This window comes from Promicromonospora sp. NPDC057488 (genome assembly GCF_042802395.1).
In the GTDB taxonomy this organism is placed as follows: Bacteria; Actinomycetota; Actinomycetes; order Actinomycetales; family Cellulomonadaceae; genus Promicromonospora.
The window spans coordinates 1-14,916 of the sequence record NZ_JBHVEG010000156.1 but is presented as its reverse complement, the minus strand read 5'-3'; the positions used below and the strand labels follow the sequence as shown (position 1 = coordinate 14,916).

Here is a 14,916-nt window from a genome sequence, read left to right as displayed (position 1 = left end):
GCCCGGGCTGCCGACCACCTGACCTTCTGCCGACCGCCCCGATCAGCCGCGGATCGGCCGCGGGTCAGCGGCCGGCCGCCGGCGTCGGGATCGAGTCCAGCAGCCGGGTCGTGTACTCCTCGGACGGGGAGGCGAAGATCTGCTCGACCTCGCCCGCCTCCACGACCCGGCCGCGGTGCAGCACCGAGACCGTGTCGGCGAGCTGGCGCACGAGCGCCAGGTCGTGCGACACGAAGACGTAGGTCAGGCCCAGCTCGGCCTGCAGGCGCACGAGCACCTCAACGATGTCGGCCTGGACGGACACGTCCAGGGCCGACGTCGGCTCGTCGAGCACCAGCACGTCCGGGCGCAGCACGAGGGCACGGGCGATCGCCACGCGCTGTCGCTGCCCGCCGGACAGCGCGCCGGGCCGCCGCGACAGCAGCCCCTGGGCCAGCCCGACGGCGTCGAGCGCCTCCCGCACGCGGCCGGTGCGCTCGGCGCGGTCGCCGACGCCGAACCGGTCGAGCGGCTCACGCACCAAACGCTCCACGCGCCACGTCGGGTCGAGCGAGGTGAACGGGTTCTGGTAGACCAGCTGCAGGTGCCGCCGCACGGCCCGGAGTCCCGCGGCCGAGCGGCCGTGCACGGCCTCGCCGTCGACGAGGATCTCCCCGGCGTCAGGGCGGTCGAGGCCGAGCAGGAGGCGCACGGCCGTCGTCTTGCCCGAGCCAGACTCCCCCACCAGGGCGTGCGTGGTGCCGCGCGGTACGGAGAAGGAGACGTCGTCGAGCGCCGTGAGCCGGCGGCCGTCGACGGCGAACGTCCTGGTCACGCCGCGCAGCTCGACCCTCGGCGCGGCTCCGGCCGGGTCCGGCTCCCCGGCCGCACCCGGCACCTCGGCGGGAGCGCCGCCCCGGGTCTCCCGCAGCGCGCGGTAGCGGTCCGGGTTGAGCGCGGGCACGTCGGCCTGCAGCTCTCGTGCGTAGTCGGACCGGGGCGCGGCGAACACCTCCGTCGTCGGCCCCGACTCCTGGACCACGCCGTCGCGCAGGACGACGAGCGAGTCGGCGCGCTCGGCGGCGATCGCGAGGTCGTGCGTGATGAGCAGGAGGCCGATGCCGAGGTCGGAACGCAGCTCGGAGAGCAGGTCGAGGATGCGCTTCTGGATGGTCGCGTCGAGGGCGGACGTCGGCTCGTCCGCGACCAGCAGCGCGGGCCGCGGCAGCACCGCGAGCCCGATGAGCACGCGCTGCAGCATGCCGCCCGAGAGCTGGTGCGGGTATGAGCCGTAGACGCGCTCCGGGTCGTCGAGGCCTACCTGCGCGAAGGTGTCGAGGATCAGCCGGCGGCGGGTGCCGGCGTCGCGCTCCCCCGTCAGCGCCGCGGCCTCGTGCGCCTGCGCGCCGATCGTGCGCACCGCGTTGAGCGCGCTGCCCGGGTCCTGGGGCACGAACCCGAGGGAGCGGCCGCGCAGCGGGCGGAACCGGCGCTCGGGCAGCTCGAGGACGTCGCGCCCCTCGAGCTCGACCCGCCCGCGGGCCGCGCCGCCGTCGGGCAGCAGGCGCAGCACGGACCGGGCGATCGTGGACTTGCCGGAGCCGGACTCGCCGATGAGGGCGAGACTCCCGCCCCGCGGGATCGCGAACGACACGTCCGAGACGACCTGCGTGCGGCCGTAGGCGACCGACAGCCCCTCGACGCGCAGCAGGTCGGACGAGGCGGGTGCGGCGAGGCCCGCCGGCGCGGTGGCGGTCACGGTCATGGCGGTGCTCCCTGAGGTAGTGGGTCAGGCGGTGCGGCGCAGCCAGCGGCTGATCCGGTTGACGGACAGCACGGTCGCGACGACGACGAGCGCGGGCGCGGTCACGAGCCACGGCGCCGTCGGGTAGTCCTTGCCGGAGGAGACGAGCAGGCCCCAGTCGGACGCGGGCGGCGGGTCACCGTAGCCCAGGAAGGCGAGGCCCGCGATCACGAGCACGGACAGGCCGAACTGGAGCACCGCGAGCGCCAGCAGCGAGCGCGACGCGTTGGGCAGCACGTGCCGCAGCAGGACGTGCGTGCGCGAGCCGCCCTGCAGCACGGACGCCTCGACGAACACGGCGCGCCGCGTCTTGATCACCTCGGCCCGCATGACGCGGGCGAACACGGCGACGGCGGAGACACCGGTGGCGATGGCCGCGTTGACGGTCTCGAAGCCGAGCGAGCTGACGATGACCACGGCGAGCAGGAAGCTCGGGATGGCGAGCAGCACGTCGACGACGCGGGCCAGGACCGTGTCGGCCCAGCCGCCGGCGGACCCGGCGACCAGGCCGATCGCTCCCCCGACGACGACGCCGATCGTCACGGCGACGAGCGCGCTGGTGACCGACGAGGCCGTGCCGTGCACGACCCGGGCGTAGAGGTCGCGGCCCAGGTGGTCCGTGCCGAACCAGTGCGCGGCGCTCGGGCCGAGCAGCTTGTCGGCGGGCACGCCGTTGACCGGGTCCTGGCTCGCGAACACCCCCGGCAGGAGCGACCAGGCCAGCACCACCAGGAGCACCGCGAACGAGAGCAGCACGGTGGGCGGGACGGCGCCGGACCAGGTCCGGACGGACGCCGTCCGCCACGAGCCGACGACTGTGGTGGCGGTCATGCGACGCTCACCTGCCTCTCCGGTCGGGGCTGCTCCAGCCGCACGCGCGGGTCGAGCAGCGGGTAGACGAGGTCCGCGATCAGGTTGACCACGACGAACACGACCGCGGCCAGCGAGACCACCGCCTGCAGCACGGGCAGGTCCTGCGTGGAGACCGACCGCTGCACGAGGCTGCCGACCCCGGTGCGGCCGAAGATGGTCTCGATGATGAGCGCGCCGCCGAGCAGCTCGCCCACGGTCAGGGCGACCACGGTCACCACGGGCAGGGACGACGGCTTGAGCAGGTGCCGGGCGAACAGGCGCGTCTGCCCGAGCCCGCGGGACCGGGCGGCGGCCGCGTACTCCTGCCGGGACTCGTGGTCGAGCCCGGTGATCAGCACCTCGGCCACCTGGGCGGAGACCGGGATGCCGAGCGCGACGGCGGCGAAGAACGTGGCCCACGCGCTGTCGGGCTCGATCACCCGGAACAGCCCGAGCTGGAAGGCGAAGACCTGGATGAGCAGCAGGCCCACCACGAAGGCCGGCACGGACAGGAACAGCGACGGGAAGGCCCGCAGCACGCCCTGCCCGTACCGCCGCGGCAGGTTCTGGGTGCCGTACGCGATGGCGAACGCCAGCACCAGCGCCACCGCCAGCGCGGACGCCGCGAGCGCCAGCGTGGACGGCACCACCTCGGCGACCAGGCGGGACACCGGGAGGTTGGACCGCAGGGAGACGCCCAGGTCACCGACGAGGAAGTGCGTCAGGGACTGCCACAGCTGGACCGCCACGGGCTGGTCGAGGCCGTAGTAGGCGACGATCCGGGCGATCTCCTCTTCCGTGAAGCCGTTCTCCGGGTTGCGCAGGGTGTTGGTCACCGGGTCGCCCGGCAGCACGCTGATCACCACGAACGTGAACACGTACGCCAGCAGCACCACCACGGCGGCCTGGAGCAGGCGCCGTCCGGCGAACCTCAGGTAGCCCGTGCTCATGGTGTGCCTCCCTCCGTCAGTCCCCGGGCCACGTCAGTCCTCGAGCCAGGCCGTGTAGTAGCTGGCGTAGGCGACGCCGTTGTACGTGATGTCGTGGAGCTTCGGGTTGCTCACGTAGATGCGCTGGACGATCTGGGTGACCGGCGCGAAGTAGGCCTGCTCCAGGAGGTGCGCCTGCAGCTCGTCGACCACCTCGGCGCGGTCGTCGAGGTCGGTGGCCTGCGCGACGGCGTCGCGCAGCTCGTTGGTCCGCGGGTCGCTCTGGCCCAGGCCGAACCAGTCCTCGCCGTTCTCGGCGTCGGTCAGGATGCTCGCGACCGTGCCGACGTCGATGAAGCTGCGCGTGACCTCGTAGTTGGACAGCGACGCGTTGCCGGAGACGCGCTCGCCGAAGGTGACGACGTCGTACGCCTGGATGTCGACGGCGAAGCCGAGCTCGCCGAGCTGCTGGGCCACGAGCTCGTCGATGGCCTTGGACGTGGCGAGGTACGGGTTGGGGTAGAGCGTGAGGGCCAGCGGCTCGCCGTCCTTGGTGCGGACGCCGTCGGCACCCTGCTCCCAGCCGGCGTCGTCGAGCAGGGACGCGGCGAGCTCGGGGTCGTAGGCGAACGCGTCGGAGTGGTCGGTCGCCTCGGGCACGTTGCTCTGGATGAGCGTCTCGGCAGCCGACCAGTCGTCGGTGTAGACGGTCGAGAGGATCTCGTCGCGGTCGATGCCGTGCTGGAACGCCTGGCGCACCGCCGTGTCGTCGAACGGCGCGACCTGGGTGTTGAGCCGGTACCCGTTGACGAAGCCGAGGTAGCGCGGCACGTCGACCGTGAAGCCCTGGTCCTTGAAGGAGTCGAGCTCCTGCGGGGTGGCGTTGTAGGCGACGTCGGCCTGGCCGGACTGGACCGCGCCGGTGCGGGTCGAGGACTCGGCCACGAGCTTGTACGTGATCGTGTCGAGGTAGGCGGGGCCGGTGTGGCCCACGGCCTCGGGGCCCCAGTCGTAGTCCTCGCGCTTGGTCAGGACGACGCTGTCGCCCTCCTTCCAGGACTCGACGACGAACGGGCCGGAGCCGATGTCGTTGGACAGGTCGGCCTGCTCCTCGGCGGGCAGGGCGAGCGTCTCCGGGGAGATCAGGATCGAGCCGTGGTAGCCGAGCGTGGGCACGAACCCGAGGGTCGGGGCGTCGAAGTGCACCTCGACGGTCCTCTCGTCGACGGCCTCGGCGTGGTCGTACGTCTTGGGGAACAGGCCGACCGGGTTGATCCCGGCGTCGGGCGCGCCGAACGCCCAGGTGTCGAGGTTCGCCACGACGGCCTCGGCGTCGACGGGGCTGCCGTCCGAGAACGTCACGCCGTCCTTGAGGTGCAGCGTGAACTGGGTGGCGTCGTCGTTCTGCTCCCAGCTCTCGGCGACCCAGGGGGTCACCTCGCCCTCGGCGTCCACGTAGACGAGCTTGTCGGTGACGTGGCCCCAGATGTGCCCCTGGAAGCTGGAGATCGAGCTGTTGTTGGGGATCCAGGTGTCGCCGAGCGAGTCGATGAGGAAGACGATGTCGCCGCCGTCCTGCGGCTCGCCGGTGCCCCCGCCCGCGGCGGCCGGGCTGCCGGCGGCGCAGCCCGCCGCGAGCGTGACGGCGGCGAGGGCGCCGACGGCGGCCTGGACGGCCCGGGCTGCCGTGGCGGCCCGGCGCGAACGCGGGCGGCCTGCCGGGCGGCCGGAAGACGTGGTGCTCATCGGGGTCTCCTTCAGGTGCGGGGGTCTGGCAACTGGCGCGGACGGTAGCGACCGGGGGCCGCACGTCCATGGGTCATGCCGGACTTCTCACATCATGAGACACAAAAATGAGACACATTTGCCCCGGGAAACGGATCAGTGCGCGGCGGCCTCGTCGTCGGCCAGGAAGCCGCCCGGCGCGAGGATGCCCGCCGGGTCGAGGACGGCCTTGATCGCGCGCTGCAGGGCGATCTGCTCGGCGCCGAGCTCGTCGGCGAGCCAGCGCCGCTTGGCGATGCCGACGCCGTGCTCCCCGCTGAGGGTGCCGCCGTGCGCGAGCGCGGCGCGGACCAGCGCGTCCGCCGCCTCGTGCAGCCGGGCGGGCGGGGCGGTCTGGCCGGGCTGCTTCGGCACACTGAGCCCCGGATGCAGGTTGCCGTCCCCGGCGTGCGCGACGGCGGTCACGTCGACGTCGAACCGCCGCCCGATCTCCTCGATCGCCTCCAGCACGGGCACCAGTGCCGAGCGCGGCACCGCCACGTCCTCGCCGACCGACCACAGATCGGTGCGGTGGCCGCGGCCCGTGCGGCGCAGCTCGTAGTACCGCTCGCCCTCGGCGTCGTCGAGCACCTGGGCCTCCAGTCCCGCGGCCGACAGCGCCTGCGCGAGCAGCGTGATCTCGGCGTCGGCGCCCGGCCCGTCCGTGCGGACGAGCACCAGCCCGCCGCCGTGCCGGTCCACGAGGTCGGTGCCGCTGTGGGCGTCGATGTTCTCCAGGGTCGCGGCGTTCAGCAGCTCGACCGTGGAGGGCCGCACGCCGGAGCCGGTCACGACGCCGACGGCGCGGCCGGCGTCGGGCAGGGTGGGCACCGAGGCGACGAGGGTGCGCACGGAGGTCGGGGCCGGCAGGAGCCGCAGCGTCGCGCCGACGACGATGCCGAGCGTGCCCTCGCTGCCCACGATCAGGCTCACCAGGTCGTACCCGACCACGCCCTTGACGCTGCGGTGCCCCGTGCGCAGCAGGGTGCCGTCGGCGAGCACCACGTCCAGCGCCAGCACGGACTCGCGGGTCACGCCGTACTTGACGCAGCGCAGCCCGCCCGCGTTGGTCGCGATGTTGCCGCCGATCGTCGAGATCTGGGACGACGCCGGGTCCGGGGCGTACATCAGCCCGTGCTCGCGCGCGGCGAGGTCGACGTGGTCCGTGATCGCTCCGGGGCCGACGACGGCGACGTGGTCGTCCGCGTCGATCCGGATGCCCGCCAGGCCCTCGGTGGACAGCACGATGCCGCCGGCCGGCGCCGCCGCCCCGCCCGCCAGCCCCGTGCCCGCACCGCGCACCACGAGCGGCACGCCGTGCGCGGACGCCGCCCGGGCGACCGCCTGGACCTGCTCGACCGTGCGCGGCACGACGACGACGGCCGGGGGCCGGGTGTCGCGCAGGCCGGTGACGTCGGAGCGGTAGGGCTCGACGGCGTCGGGGGCGGTGAGCACGTCGGGCGCCGCGAGGTGGGCGCGCAGGGCGGTGAGGAGCGGGGACGTGGTTGCTTCGGGGGCCTCGGAGGCTTCGGGCGCGGCGGCGGGCGGCGTGGTGGTCGACATGTCGCGGTTCTACGAGCCGCTCCCCCCGGGAGTCAACGATTCGCCCCGCTGTCTCGGATCCTGAGCGGTCCACGCCATCGCCGCGTCCAGGGACTGAGAACTTCGGCGAAACCGGGCGGCGTCGGGCCGGGCATGGCTTATACCTACGCGCCGAGCCACCGAACCCCGAGGAGACGACATGACGCTCACCGACCCGACCGTGCCGGCCGCCCACGCGCCGGTCCCCACCCCGGTCGACCTCGTCCCGTCCGCGCTGGCGCGGGGCCTGACGGTCCCGAAGGGCTTCGGCGACCAGAGCCTGCTGTCGCCGCGGCCGGACGCGATCCGCCTGCTCGGCGGCATCCCCGACCCGTCTGCGCTGCCACTGACGGAGCTGCGCGAGTCGCTCGGCGAGGTCTGGGACGCCGGTGGCGCCGCCGCGGCCCTGCAGTACTCCGGGTCGCACGGCTTCGAGGGGCTGCGCGGCTGGATCGCCGAGCGCGAGGGTGTGGACCCGCGCCGCATCCTGGTCACCAACGGCGGCATGCACGGCCTGTCGCTGACGGTGCAGGCGCTGGTCGAGCGCGGCGGCCGGGTCGCCGTCGACAACCCGGCCTACCCCCTGTTCCTGCGCACCCTGGAGCTCGTCGGGGCCGAGACCCTGCCGGTGCCGGTCGAGGCGGACGGGCTCGATGTCGAGCACCTGGCCCGGCGCCTGGCCGAGGGCGAGCGGATCGCCGCCGTCTACACCGTGCCGGACTTCCACAACCCGTCGCAGGGCACGCTGTCGGCGGCCAAGCGGGCCGCGCTCGTCGAGCTGGCCGAGCGGTACGGGTTCGTGGTCATCGCGGACGACCCGTACCGGGAGCTGCGCTTCGCGGGCACCGACCAGGGCCGGCGCGTGTTCTTCGACTCCGAGCACGTGGTGCACGTCAACACGTTCACCAAGACGCTCGGCCCGGGCCTGCGCCTGGGCTGGCTGGTGCTGCCCGACCACCTCGTCGATCCGTTCCTGCGGCTGCGCAACCGCCAGGACTCGCACTCCTCGACGTTCGTGCAGACCCTCGTGGAGCACCTGCTGGTCAGCCGCCCCGGCTGGTTCGACACCACGCTCGCCGCGGCCCGCGAGCTGTACCGGCACCGCGCGGAGCTGCTGGTCACCGAGCTGGAGAACCAGCTCCCCGGCCGGCTGGAGGCGACCGTGCCGGAGGGCGGGTTCTTCCTCTGGCCGCGCCTTACCGACGACGCCGTGGACGCCGCCGCGCTGCACGCCCGCGCGAGCGCCGAGGGAATCGACTACCAGCAGGGCGAGTTCTTCGTGACGGGACCCGGCACGGACTCCGCGCGCCGCCTGCGCCTGGCGTACGGCGACCGCACGGACGACGAGCTGCGCACCGCCGTCGAGCGGCTGGCGCGCGCCTTCGGCTGACGCCGGTGCCCACGAACGGGTCCGGATAGTGAGAAGTCCGGGTCTTGCCCTGGTCATCCTCCGATTCGCCGCCTATACCTCCCTCACGGTCAACCGCCCACCGCGCGACCACCCAGCTCAACCTGTTGCGAGGAGCCCTCACATGACCTCACCGAACGCACCGACCACCACCGAGTCCGCACCCACCGTCGTGGTCGTCTCCGGCAACCCGCGGCCCGGGTCGCGCACCCTGGGCGCCGCCGAGGCCGCCGCGCACCGGATCGCCGCGCACCTGGGCATCGACGACGTCGCCACGATCGACCTGGCCACGTTCGCCGCGGAGATCCTCGCCCCCGAGCACCCCGCGGCCGACGCCGCGAAGGAGCGCCTCGCCGGCGCCACCGTGGCCGTGATCGCCACCCCCGTCTACAAGGCGGCCTACACCGGCCTGCTCAAGTCCTTCCTGGACCTGTACGGCAACGACGGCCTCGCCGGCGTCGTCGCCGTGCCGCTCGTGGTCTCCGGCAACCCGGGGCACGCGCTGGCGGGCGAGGTGCACCTGCGGCCCGTGCTCGTGGAGCTCGGGGCCGTGGTGCCGGCCCGCTCGCTGACCGTCACCGAGGGCCAGCTCGCCGACCTGGACGGTGTGATCGGGGCCTGGCTGGACCGGGCAGGTGAGGCGCTGCGGCGGGCCACGAGCCCCGTCCTCGTCGGTGTCGGTGTCGCTGCCGGTGTCGAGGAGGTCGTGCGATGACCGCCGAGAACATCGACCTGTCCGCCCTGGAGGAGCTCTTGGCCCAGCAGGACGAACCCCAGCTCAGCCCCGACGAGTTCAAGACCGTCTTCCGCAACCACCCCGCCGGCGTCGCCGTCGTCGCCCTCCTGCACGAGGACCGGCCCGTCGGCTTCACCGCCACCTCCGTCATCTCCGTCTCCGCGGCACCCCCGCTGCTCGCCTTCTCCCTCGCCTCGACCTCCTCGTCCTGGCCCGCCATCTCCGAGGCCAGCACCCTCGCTGTCAGCTTCCTCGCCGACCACCAGGACCACATCTCCGCCCGCTTCGCCACCAGCGGCATCGACCGCTTCGCCGACGGCGGCTGGTCACCCCTGCCCACCGGAGAACCCGTCATCGACGGCGCCGTGTCGTGGTTCCGGGCGCGGGTGGTGCAGCGCACGCCGATCGGCGACAGCTACCTCGTCTCCCTGCGCGCCCTGGCGTCCAGCCTGACCGAGGGCAAGCGCGACCCCGCCGCCTCCCCGCTGGTCTACAAGAACCGCGCGTACCACCGCATCGGCGACGACACGGCGATCTGAGGATCCGCGGCGGCGTCGGCCCCGCCGCGTACCCAGCGATTAGGCCCGGACCTGGGCGAGATCCGGGCCTATTCGCTGGGTACGCGCGGTGTGGGGTCTACCCAGTCATTGGGCCCGGAATCGGCGTCTATACCGGCGTAATCGCTGGGTAGACCGCCCCGCCCAGAACCCAGCGGGCTCACGCCTCCAGGAGGTCCGGGCGCGGGTGGCGCACGCCCTGGACGGCGTCGCGCGGGATGACGGCGCCGATCGCCGCGACCTCGTCGGCCGTCAGCACCAGCGACGCCGCCGCGACGTTCTGCTCCAGGTACCGCAGCCGCTTGGTCCCGGGGATCGGGACGACGTCGTCACCCTGCGCGAGCAGCCACGCCAGCGCGAGCTGCGCGGTGGTCACGCCCCGCTCTGCGGCCAGGGTCTCGAGGGCACGGACCAGCGCGCGGTTGTGCTCGAACGCCTCGCCGGCGTAGCGGGCGTGGCTGCGGCGCACGTCGTCGGCGGCGAGGGTGTCGGTCGAGTCGACCGTGCCCGTGAGGATGCCGCGACCGAGCGGGGAGAACGGCACGAAGCCGATGCCGAGCTCGCGCAGGGCGGGCAGCACGGCGTCCTCGGGGTCGCGGGTCCACAGGGAGTACTCGCTCTGCACCGCCGTGACCGGGTGCACGGCGTGGGCCCGGCGCACGGTCTCGGCGCCGGCCTCGGACAGCCCGATCGCGCGTACCTTGCCCGCCGTGACCAGCTCGCCGAGCGCCCCGACAGTTTCCTCGACCGGCACCTGCGGGTCCACCCGGTGCAGGTAGTAGAGGTCGAGGTGGTCGGTGCCCAGGCGGCTCAGCGACCGGTCGATCGCCCGGCGCACGTACTCGGGGCGCCCGTCGACGGGCCGGCCGTCGGGGTGCCCGCCGGCCGGGGGCAGGCCGAGCTTGCTCGCCAGCACGATCTCGTCGCGCCGCGGGCCGAGCACCCGGCCGATCAGCTCCTCGTTGCGACCGTGGCCGTAGACGTCCGCGGTGTCAATCAGGGTGACGCCGAGGTCGAGCGCGCGCAGCAGCACCGCCTCGGCCTCGGCGGCGTCGGCGGGGCCGTACGAGTCGGCGACGGACATGCCGCCGAACCCGACGGCGGAGACGGTCAGGGCATGCGCGCCGGAACCCAGCGTGCGGACGGCGGGCGGGGTGAGACTGCTGGCTGTGGTCATGCGCGCAGCCGACCACCCTGGCCCGCCGTCGGCAAGGAGCGGCGTCCGGCTCTCGGATGCCGAGACGACGGGAGCCGGGACGAGGCCCGGGACGACCACGAGGTCACCAGGACGGTAGCCCCAGCGTGGCCAGGGCCGAGCGCAGCCGTTCCCGCCCGCGCAGCGACCCGGGCCCGCGCAGCCGGGCCAGCGTGCGCCCGATCCAGCCGCCGTCCATGCCCTCCTCCCGGTAGAAGTCGGTCATGCGCTTGTCGTAGGCCGCGAGCGGCCGGAGCTGCCGCGCCGTGTCGTAGGACTCGTGGTGCAGCACCACGGCCTGCGGCAGCCGTGGTTTGACCCGTCCCGGGGAGGCCGGGTCGGGACGCCCGACGACGAGGCCCATCACCGGCGCGGTGCCCCGCGGCAGCCGCAGCTCGGCCGCGAGCGCCTCGGGCCGGTCGCGGACCCCGCCGAGGTAGACGGTGCCCAGTCCGAGCGACTCGGCGGCGACCACGGCGTTCTGCGCCGCGAGGGCCGCGTCGAGGTACGCGGTGACCGTGGTCTCCAGGTATCCGGTCGCGTGCACGGCCGTGTTCTGCCGCTCGGCGAGGGCACGCACGCGGGCGACGTCGGCGATCCAGACCAGCAGGAGCGGTGCGTCGCGGACGTGCTCCTGCTCCCCTGACAGCTCCGCGACGCGCGCGAGGCGTGCCGGGTCGGTGACCGCGACGACGCTCCAGAGCTGGAGGTTCGACGTGGTCGGAGCGGACTGCGCGGCGGCCACGAGGGTGGGCAGGACGGACGGTGCGAGCGGTCCGGGCAGGAACCGCCGGACCGAGCGGTGCGCGAGCTGGACGTCCAGCACGGACCGCGGGAGGTCGGCAGCGGCGGCGACGGTGGCGGACACCTGCGGCGCTGCGGTGTCGGCTCGTCGCGGGGTCACGCCGTAGCGGGCGGCCACCTGGGCGCGCGCGGCGGCGAGCCGGCCGGCGTGCTCGGGTGACTCGGGGTGCTGGGAGAGGTCGCGCGAGGAGTCGTGCGCTTCGTCGCGCGCGATCTCGGGCGGGGTACCGGGCTGGTGCGCCCGCGGTGATCGGGTGATCCTGGCCGGCCTGCGGGCCGACGGTGCGGGAGCTGTCTCGGTCGGGGTGGTGACCAGAAAGGCGTCGATGGCTGTCATGAGTGCTCCGTGGGGTGGACGGAAGGCCAGACACTCACGTTGCGAGCCCTTCGTCAATGCCCCTCTTTGCCGTCTCACGTTACGGACAGGGGCCGTGCGCCGCTGTCGCGCCTGGTCACAGGGCTACGGAGGCTTCTCGCCCAATATATGGACTCTTTGCCGGATTGGTTGACTCGTCGGATTTTTTCCCGTCCGACGCCATACCCGTAGCGCCTCAAGGGGGCGACCGGATGGCGAGACGATCCGGCAGGGGCATTGCGCCCGGCGGGGGCGGGGCTATGTTGCGCGCGGTCGGCGTCCGCGACAGGTCCGCGGGAGCGCGCCGCGACGACATCCGGAGGATCCTTTTGCCCTCATCACAGTCCCCTTCGCCCTTCTTCGTCGGGCTCGACGCCGACGGCGCGGGCGCGCACCCGGCGGCCGCCGTCGTCGCGCGTCTGGCCGGCGCCGACCTCGTGTCCGGCACCCGGCTGGCGCGCACGGTCCGGCAGGCCGAGTACGCCGGCCTCACCTTCGTCTCCTTCACGGACGCCCTGCTCCCGGTCGTCGTGGGCTCGCCGGCGTCGGCCCGGCTGGAGTCCGTCACGCGCGCGGCGTTCGTGTCCCGCACGACGACGGCGATCGGCCTGGTGCCGCAGGTGCCGACCACGTACCCGGAGCCCTTCCACGTCGCGGCGCAGCTCGCGTCGCTGGACATCGCGGCGGCCGGGCGCGCCGGCTGGCTCGCCGCGGTCACGCGCGACGCAGCGACGGCCGACGCCTACGGCCGCACCGTTGTCGGCGACGTGTCGCGCGAAGCGCGCGACGTCGTCCAGGTGGTCCGTGATCTCTGGGACTCGTGGGAGGACGATGCCGTGATCCGCGACGTCCCCACCGGCCGGTACATCGACCGCGACCGGGTGCACCACGTGGACTTCGTGGGCGAGACCTTCTCCGTGAAGGGTCCGCTCATCACGCCCCGGCCGCCCCAGGGCCAGCTCGTGGTGCTGGCGGCCGACGGCGACGTGCCGCCCCTGCTCGACGGCGCCGAGCCGCTCGTGGACGTGACGCTCGTCGGCGGCGCCGGCGTGGGCGCGGCCCGCGGCAACGCGGGGGCCGCACGCGAGCACTCGCCGCTGGCCGGCGTCGACCTCGAGGTGGTGCTCGACGCCGGCGGACGCACCGGGGCGGACCGGCTCGCGGTGCTGGACGCCAGCACGCCCGCCGGCGTCCGCTCGCCGTGGGAGACCCGCGCTCTGCGCTACGCGGGCGACGCCGCCGGGCTGGTCGCCCTGCTCACCGAGCTCGCCACGCCGGGCCCCGACGGGCGGCGGCCGGTGGACGGTGTGCGGCTGCTGCCCGCGGTGCTCGACGTCGACCTGCCGGTGCTCGCCCGCGACGTGCTGCCCGCCCTGCGCGCCGCCCGGCTCGTCGCGGCGCCGCGCCCGGGGGCCACGCTGCGCGAGTCCCTCGGGCTGCCGCGCCCCGCCAACCGCTACGAGACGCGCGTCCTGGCCGACGCGCCGAGCGCCTGAGGAGACCGTCATGACCCGTCCCGCCGCCGATCCCGGCCACCCGATCACCCGCCCCGACGCCCAGGTGCACTTCGGCGTCTTCTTCCAGGGCGTCAACCACACCACCATCTGGTCCGACCCGGAATCGGGCTCGCAGACCGACTTCGCGACGTTCGAGCGCGTGATCCGGACGGCCGAGCGCGGGCTGTTCGACGCCTTCTTCCTCGGCGAGGGCCTGCGGCTGCGCGAGTCGCGCGGCGCCCTGCACGACCTCGACGTGGTGGGCCGCCCGGACGCGATCACGCAGCTCGCCGCGCTGGCCGCGATCACGACGCACATCGGCCTCGTCGCCACCCAGAACACCACGTACAACGACCCGGCCGACCTGGCCCGGCGCCTGCAGAGCCTCGACGTGCTGTCCGGCGGCCGGGCGGCGTGGAACGTCGTGACCACGGACAACGCCTGGACCGGGGCCAACTTCCGCCGCGGCGGCTACCTCGACCACGCCCTGCGCTACGAGCGGGCGCAGGGGCAGCTCGACATCGCGCGGCAGATCTGGGACGCGTTCCCGGACGCCGGCGGCAGCGACGCGTTCAGCGGGGCGGTGGCCCACGTCTCGGAGCACAGCGCCCTGTTCGACGTCGAGCTCGACCCCACCACGCCGCGCAGCCCGCAGGGGCACCCGATCATCTTCCAGGCCGGGGACTCCCCGCAGGGCCGGGACTTCGCGGCCGCCAACGCGGACGTCATCTTCTCCCGCCACGGGGCCGTGCTGGCCGATGCCCTGGAGTTCGCCGCCGACGTCCGCCGCCGGACCGTGGCCGCGGGCCGCCCCGAGGACGACGTCAAGATCTTCCCGGGCACCGGCATCATCGTGGGCGACACGCCCGCCGACGCCGAGGAGCGGGCGCGCTGGGTGCGCTGGAACCAGGTCACCCCGGCCACGGCGCTGTCGATCGTGGGCAACATCTGGGGCGAGGACCTCTCCGGCTACGACCCCGACGGCCCGCTGCCCGCGCACGACCCGGTCGTCGAGGAGCTGGGCGGCGAGCGCGGGTCGGCCACCACGGGGGCGCGGACCCGCGAGATCGCGGCGCGGTGGCGGGCGCTGGCCGAGGCCGAGCACCTGTCGATCCGCGAGCTCGTGGTGCGCAACAGCAGCGAGCGCGGGTTCCAGGGCACGCCCGCCGCGGTGGCCGAGGACCTGATCAGGTGGGTGCGCACGGGCGCCGTCGACGGGTTCAACATCAGCCCGTGGATCGTGCCGTCGGGCCTGGACGACATCGTCGACCGGGTGGTCCCGGAGCTCCAGGAGCGGGGCGCGTACCCGACGTCGTACCCGGGGACGACGCTGCGCCAGCACCTGGGCCTGCGCGCCCCGCTCACGCGCCGGGCGGCGGTGGTCGGGGCGGCGTAGCGCCGAGCCGCCGTACGTGTCAGACGTACAGGTCCCTCGGGTGACCTGTACGTCTGACAC

The 14,916-nt window shown here is 74.1% G+C and carries 12 protein-coding genes; 5 read left to right on the top strand and 7 right to left on the bottom strand.

The genetic code is table 11. From position 1 onward, the window contains the following. Window positions 1-64 precede the first annotated feature (64 nt). The 5 genes from ACFU5G_RS23765 to ACFU5G_RS23745 all read right to left on the bottom strand — a co-directional run bounded on the left by ACFU5G_RS23765 (window position 65) and on the right by ACFU5G_RS23745 (window position 6,891). Window positions 65-1,744 carry a dipeptide ABC transporter ATP-binding protein gene (locus ACFU5G_RS23765; RefSeq protein WP_377250339.1) on the bottom strand — a complete coding sequence of 560 codons (1,680 nt, stop codon included), beginning with the start codon at window positions 1,742-1,744 and terminating at the stop codon, window positions 65-67. A gap of 24 nt (window positions 1,745-1,768) precedes the next feature. Next, complete coding sequence (locus tag ACFU5G_RS23760) at window positions 1,769-2,614, bottom strand: ABC transporter permease (protein ID WP_377250337.1); 846 nt, start codon at window positions 2,612-2,614, stop codon at window positions 1,769-1,771. Then, the gene (locus ACFU5G_RS23755) at window positions 2,611-3,585 is read right to left on the bottom strand and encodes an ABC transporter permease (RefSeq protein ID WP_377250335.1); all 975 of its coding nucleotides are present in this window, start codon (window positions 3,583-3,585) and stop codon (window positions 2,611-2,613) included. Before ACFU5G_RS23755 ends, ACFU5G_RS23760 begins: the two co-directional genes overlap by 4 nt. Window positions 3,586-3,618: 33 nt before the next feature. Next, window positions 3,619-5,310 (bottom strand): ABC transporter substrate-binding protein, encoded by a 1,692-nt coding sequence (locus ACFU5G_RS23750; protein WP_377250333.1) that lies wholly within the window; start codon window positions 5,308-5,310, stop codon window positions 3,619-3,621. A gap of 135 nt (window positions 5,311-5,445) precedes the next feature. After that, entirely contained in the window at window positions 5,446-6,891 is a 1,446-nt protein-coding gene (locus ACFU5G_RS23745; protein WP_377250331.1) for an FAD-binding oxidoreductase, read from the bottom strand. A 178-nt stretch (window positions 6,892-7,069) separates the two neighbouring features. On the opposite strand from ACFU5G_RS23745, the gene ACFU5G_RS23740 reads away from it, so the two are divergent. The 3 genes from ACFU5G_RS23740 to ACFU5G_RS23730 all read left to right on the top strand — a co-directional run bounded on the left by ACFU5G_RS23740 (window position 7,070) and on the right by ACFU5G_RS23730 (window position 9,592). Next, the gene (locus ACFU5G_RS23740; protein WP_377250329.1) at window positions 7,070-8,299 is read left to right on the top strand and encodes a PLP-dependent aminotransferase family protein; all 1,230 of its coding nucleotides are present in this window, start codon (window positions 7,070-7,072) and stop codon (window positions 8,297-8,299) included. Between the two features lie 142 nt (window positions 8,300-8,441). Further along, complete coding sequence (locus ACFU5G_RS23735; protein ID WP_377250326.1) at window positions 8,442-9,032, top strand: NAD(P)H-dependent oxidoreductase; 591 nt, start codon at window positions 8,442-8,444, stop codon at window positions 9,030-9,032. Then, window positions 9,029-9,592, top strand: a complete 564-nt coding sequence (locus ACFU5G_RS23730; RefSeq protein WP_377250323.1) for a flavin reductase family protein — start codon at window positions 9,029-9,031, stop codon at window positions 9,590-9,592. The genes ACFU5G_RS23735 and ACFU5G_RS23730 overlap by 4 nt, the downstream gene beginning before the upstream one ends. A 178-nt stretch (window positions 9,593-9,770) precedes the next feature. Here the strand turns inward: ACFU5G_RS23730 and ACFU5G_RS23725 are convergent, their stop codons facing one another. Together ACFU5G_RS23725 and ACFU5G_RS23720 are read right to left on the bottom strand one after the other, a co-directional pair. After that, a complete protein-coding gene (locus ACFU5G_RS23725; RefSeq protein WP_377250320.1) occupies window positions 9,771-10,787 on the bottom strand; it encodes an aldo/keto reductase in 1,017 nt (338 codons plus the stop codon). A 103-nt stretch (window positions 10,788-10,890) separates the two neighbouring features. After that, window positions 10,891-11,946: an NADPH-dependent oxidoreductase gene (locus ACFU5G_RS23720; protein ID WP_377250317.1), complete on the bottom strand. Its 1,056-nt coding sequence runs from the start codon at window positions 11,944-11,946 to the stop codon at window positions 10,891-10,893. A 347-nt stretch (window positions 11,947-12,293) separates the two neighbouring features. Between ACFU5G_RS23720 and ACFU5G_RS23715 the strand changes: the two genes are divergently transcribed. Both ACFU5G_RS23715 and ACFU5G_RS23710 read left to right on the top strand, forming a co-directional pair. Further along, a complete protein-coding gene (locus ACFU5G_RS23715) occupies window positions 12,294-13,460 on the top strand; it encodes an LLM class flavin-dependent oxidoreductase (RefSeq protein ID WP_377250314.1) in 1,167 nt (388 codons plus the stop codon). Between the two features lie 10 nt (window positions 13,461-13,470). Next, the gene (locus tag ACFU5G_RS23710) at window positions 13,471-14,856 is read left to right on the top strand and encodes an NtaA/DmoA family FMN-dependent monooxygenase (RefSeq protein WP_377250312.1); all 1,386 of its coding nucleotides are present in this window, start codon (window positions 13,471-13,473) and stop codon (window positions 14,854-14,856) included. Window positions 14,857-14,916 lie beyond the last annotated feature (60 nt).

What these genes read in the sequence shown, in the direction of transcription:
- ACFU5G_RS23755 (WP_377250335.1), bottom strand. Translation starts at nt 3,585, where the DNA reads ATGAGCACGGGCTACCTGAGGTTCGCCGGACGGCGCCTGCTCCAGGCC.
- ACFU5G_RS23750 (WP_377250333.1), bottom strand. Translation starts at nt 5,310, where the DNA reads ATGAGCACCACGTCTTCCGGCCGCCCGGCAGGCCGCCCGCGTTCGCGC.
- ACFU5G_RS23740 (WP_377250329.1), top strand. Translation starts at nt 7,070, where the DNA reads ATGACGCTCACCGACCCGACCGTGCCGGCCGCCCACGCGCCGGTCCCC.
- ACFU5G_RS23745 (WP_377250331.1), bottom strand. Translation starts at nt 6,891, where the DNA reads ATGTCGACCACCACGCCGCCCGCCGCCGCGCCCGAAGCCTCCGAGGCC.
- ACFU5G_RS23735 (WP_377250326.1), top strand. Translation starts at nt 8,442, where the DNA reads ATGACCTCACCGAACGCACCGACCACCACCGAGTCCGCACCCACCGTC.
- ACFU5G_RS23725 (WP_377250320.1), bottom strand. Translation starts at nt 10,787, where the DNA reads ATGACCACAGCCAGCAGTCTCACCCCGCCCGCCGTCCGCACGCTGGGT.
- ACFU5G_RS23760 (WP_377250337.1), bottom strand. Translation starts at nt 2,614, where the DNA reads ATGACCGCCACCACAGTCGTCGGCTCGTGGCGGACGGCGTCCGTCCGG.
- ACFU5G_RS23710 (WP_377250312.1), top strand. Translation starts at nt 13,471, where the DNA reads ATGACCCGTCCCGCCGCCGATCCCGGCCACCCGATCACCCGCCCCGAC.
- ACFU5G_RS23765 (WP_377250339.1), bottom strand. Translation starts at nt 1,744, where the DNA reads ATGACCGTGACCGCCACCGCGCCGGCGGGCCTCGCCGCACCCGCCTCG.
- ACFU5G_RS23730 (WP_377250323.1), top strand. Translation starts at nt 9,029, where the DNA reads ATGACCGCCGAGAACATCGACCTGTCCGCCCTGGAGGAGCTCTTGGCC.
- ACFU5G_RS23720 (WP_377250317.1), bottom strand. Translation starts at nt 11,946, where the DNA reads ATGACAGCCATCGACGCCTTTCTGGTCACCACCCCGACCGAGACAGCT.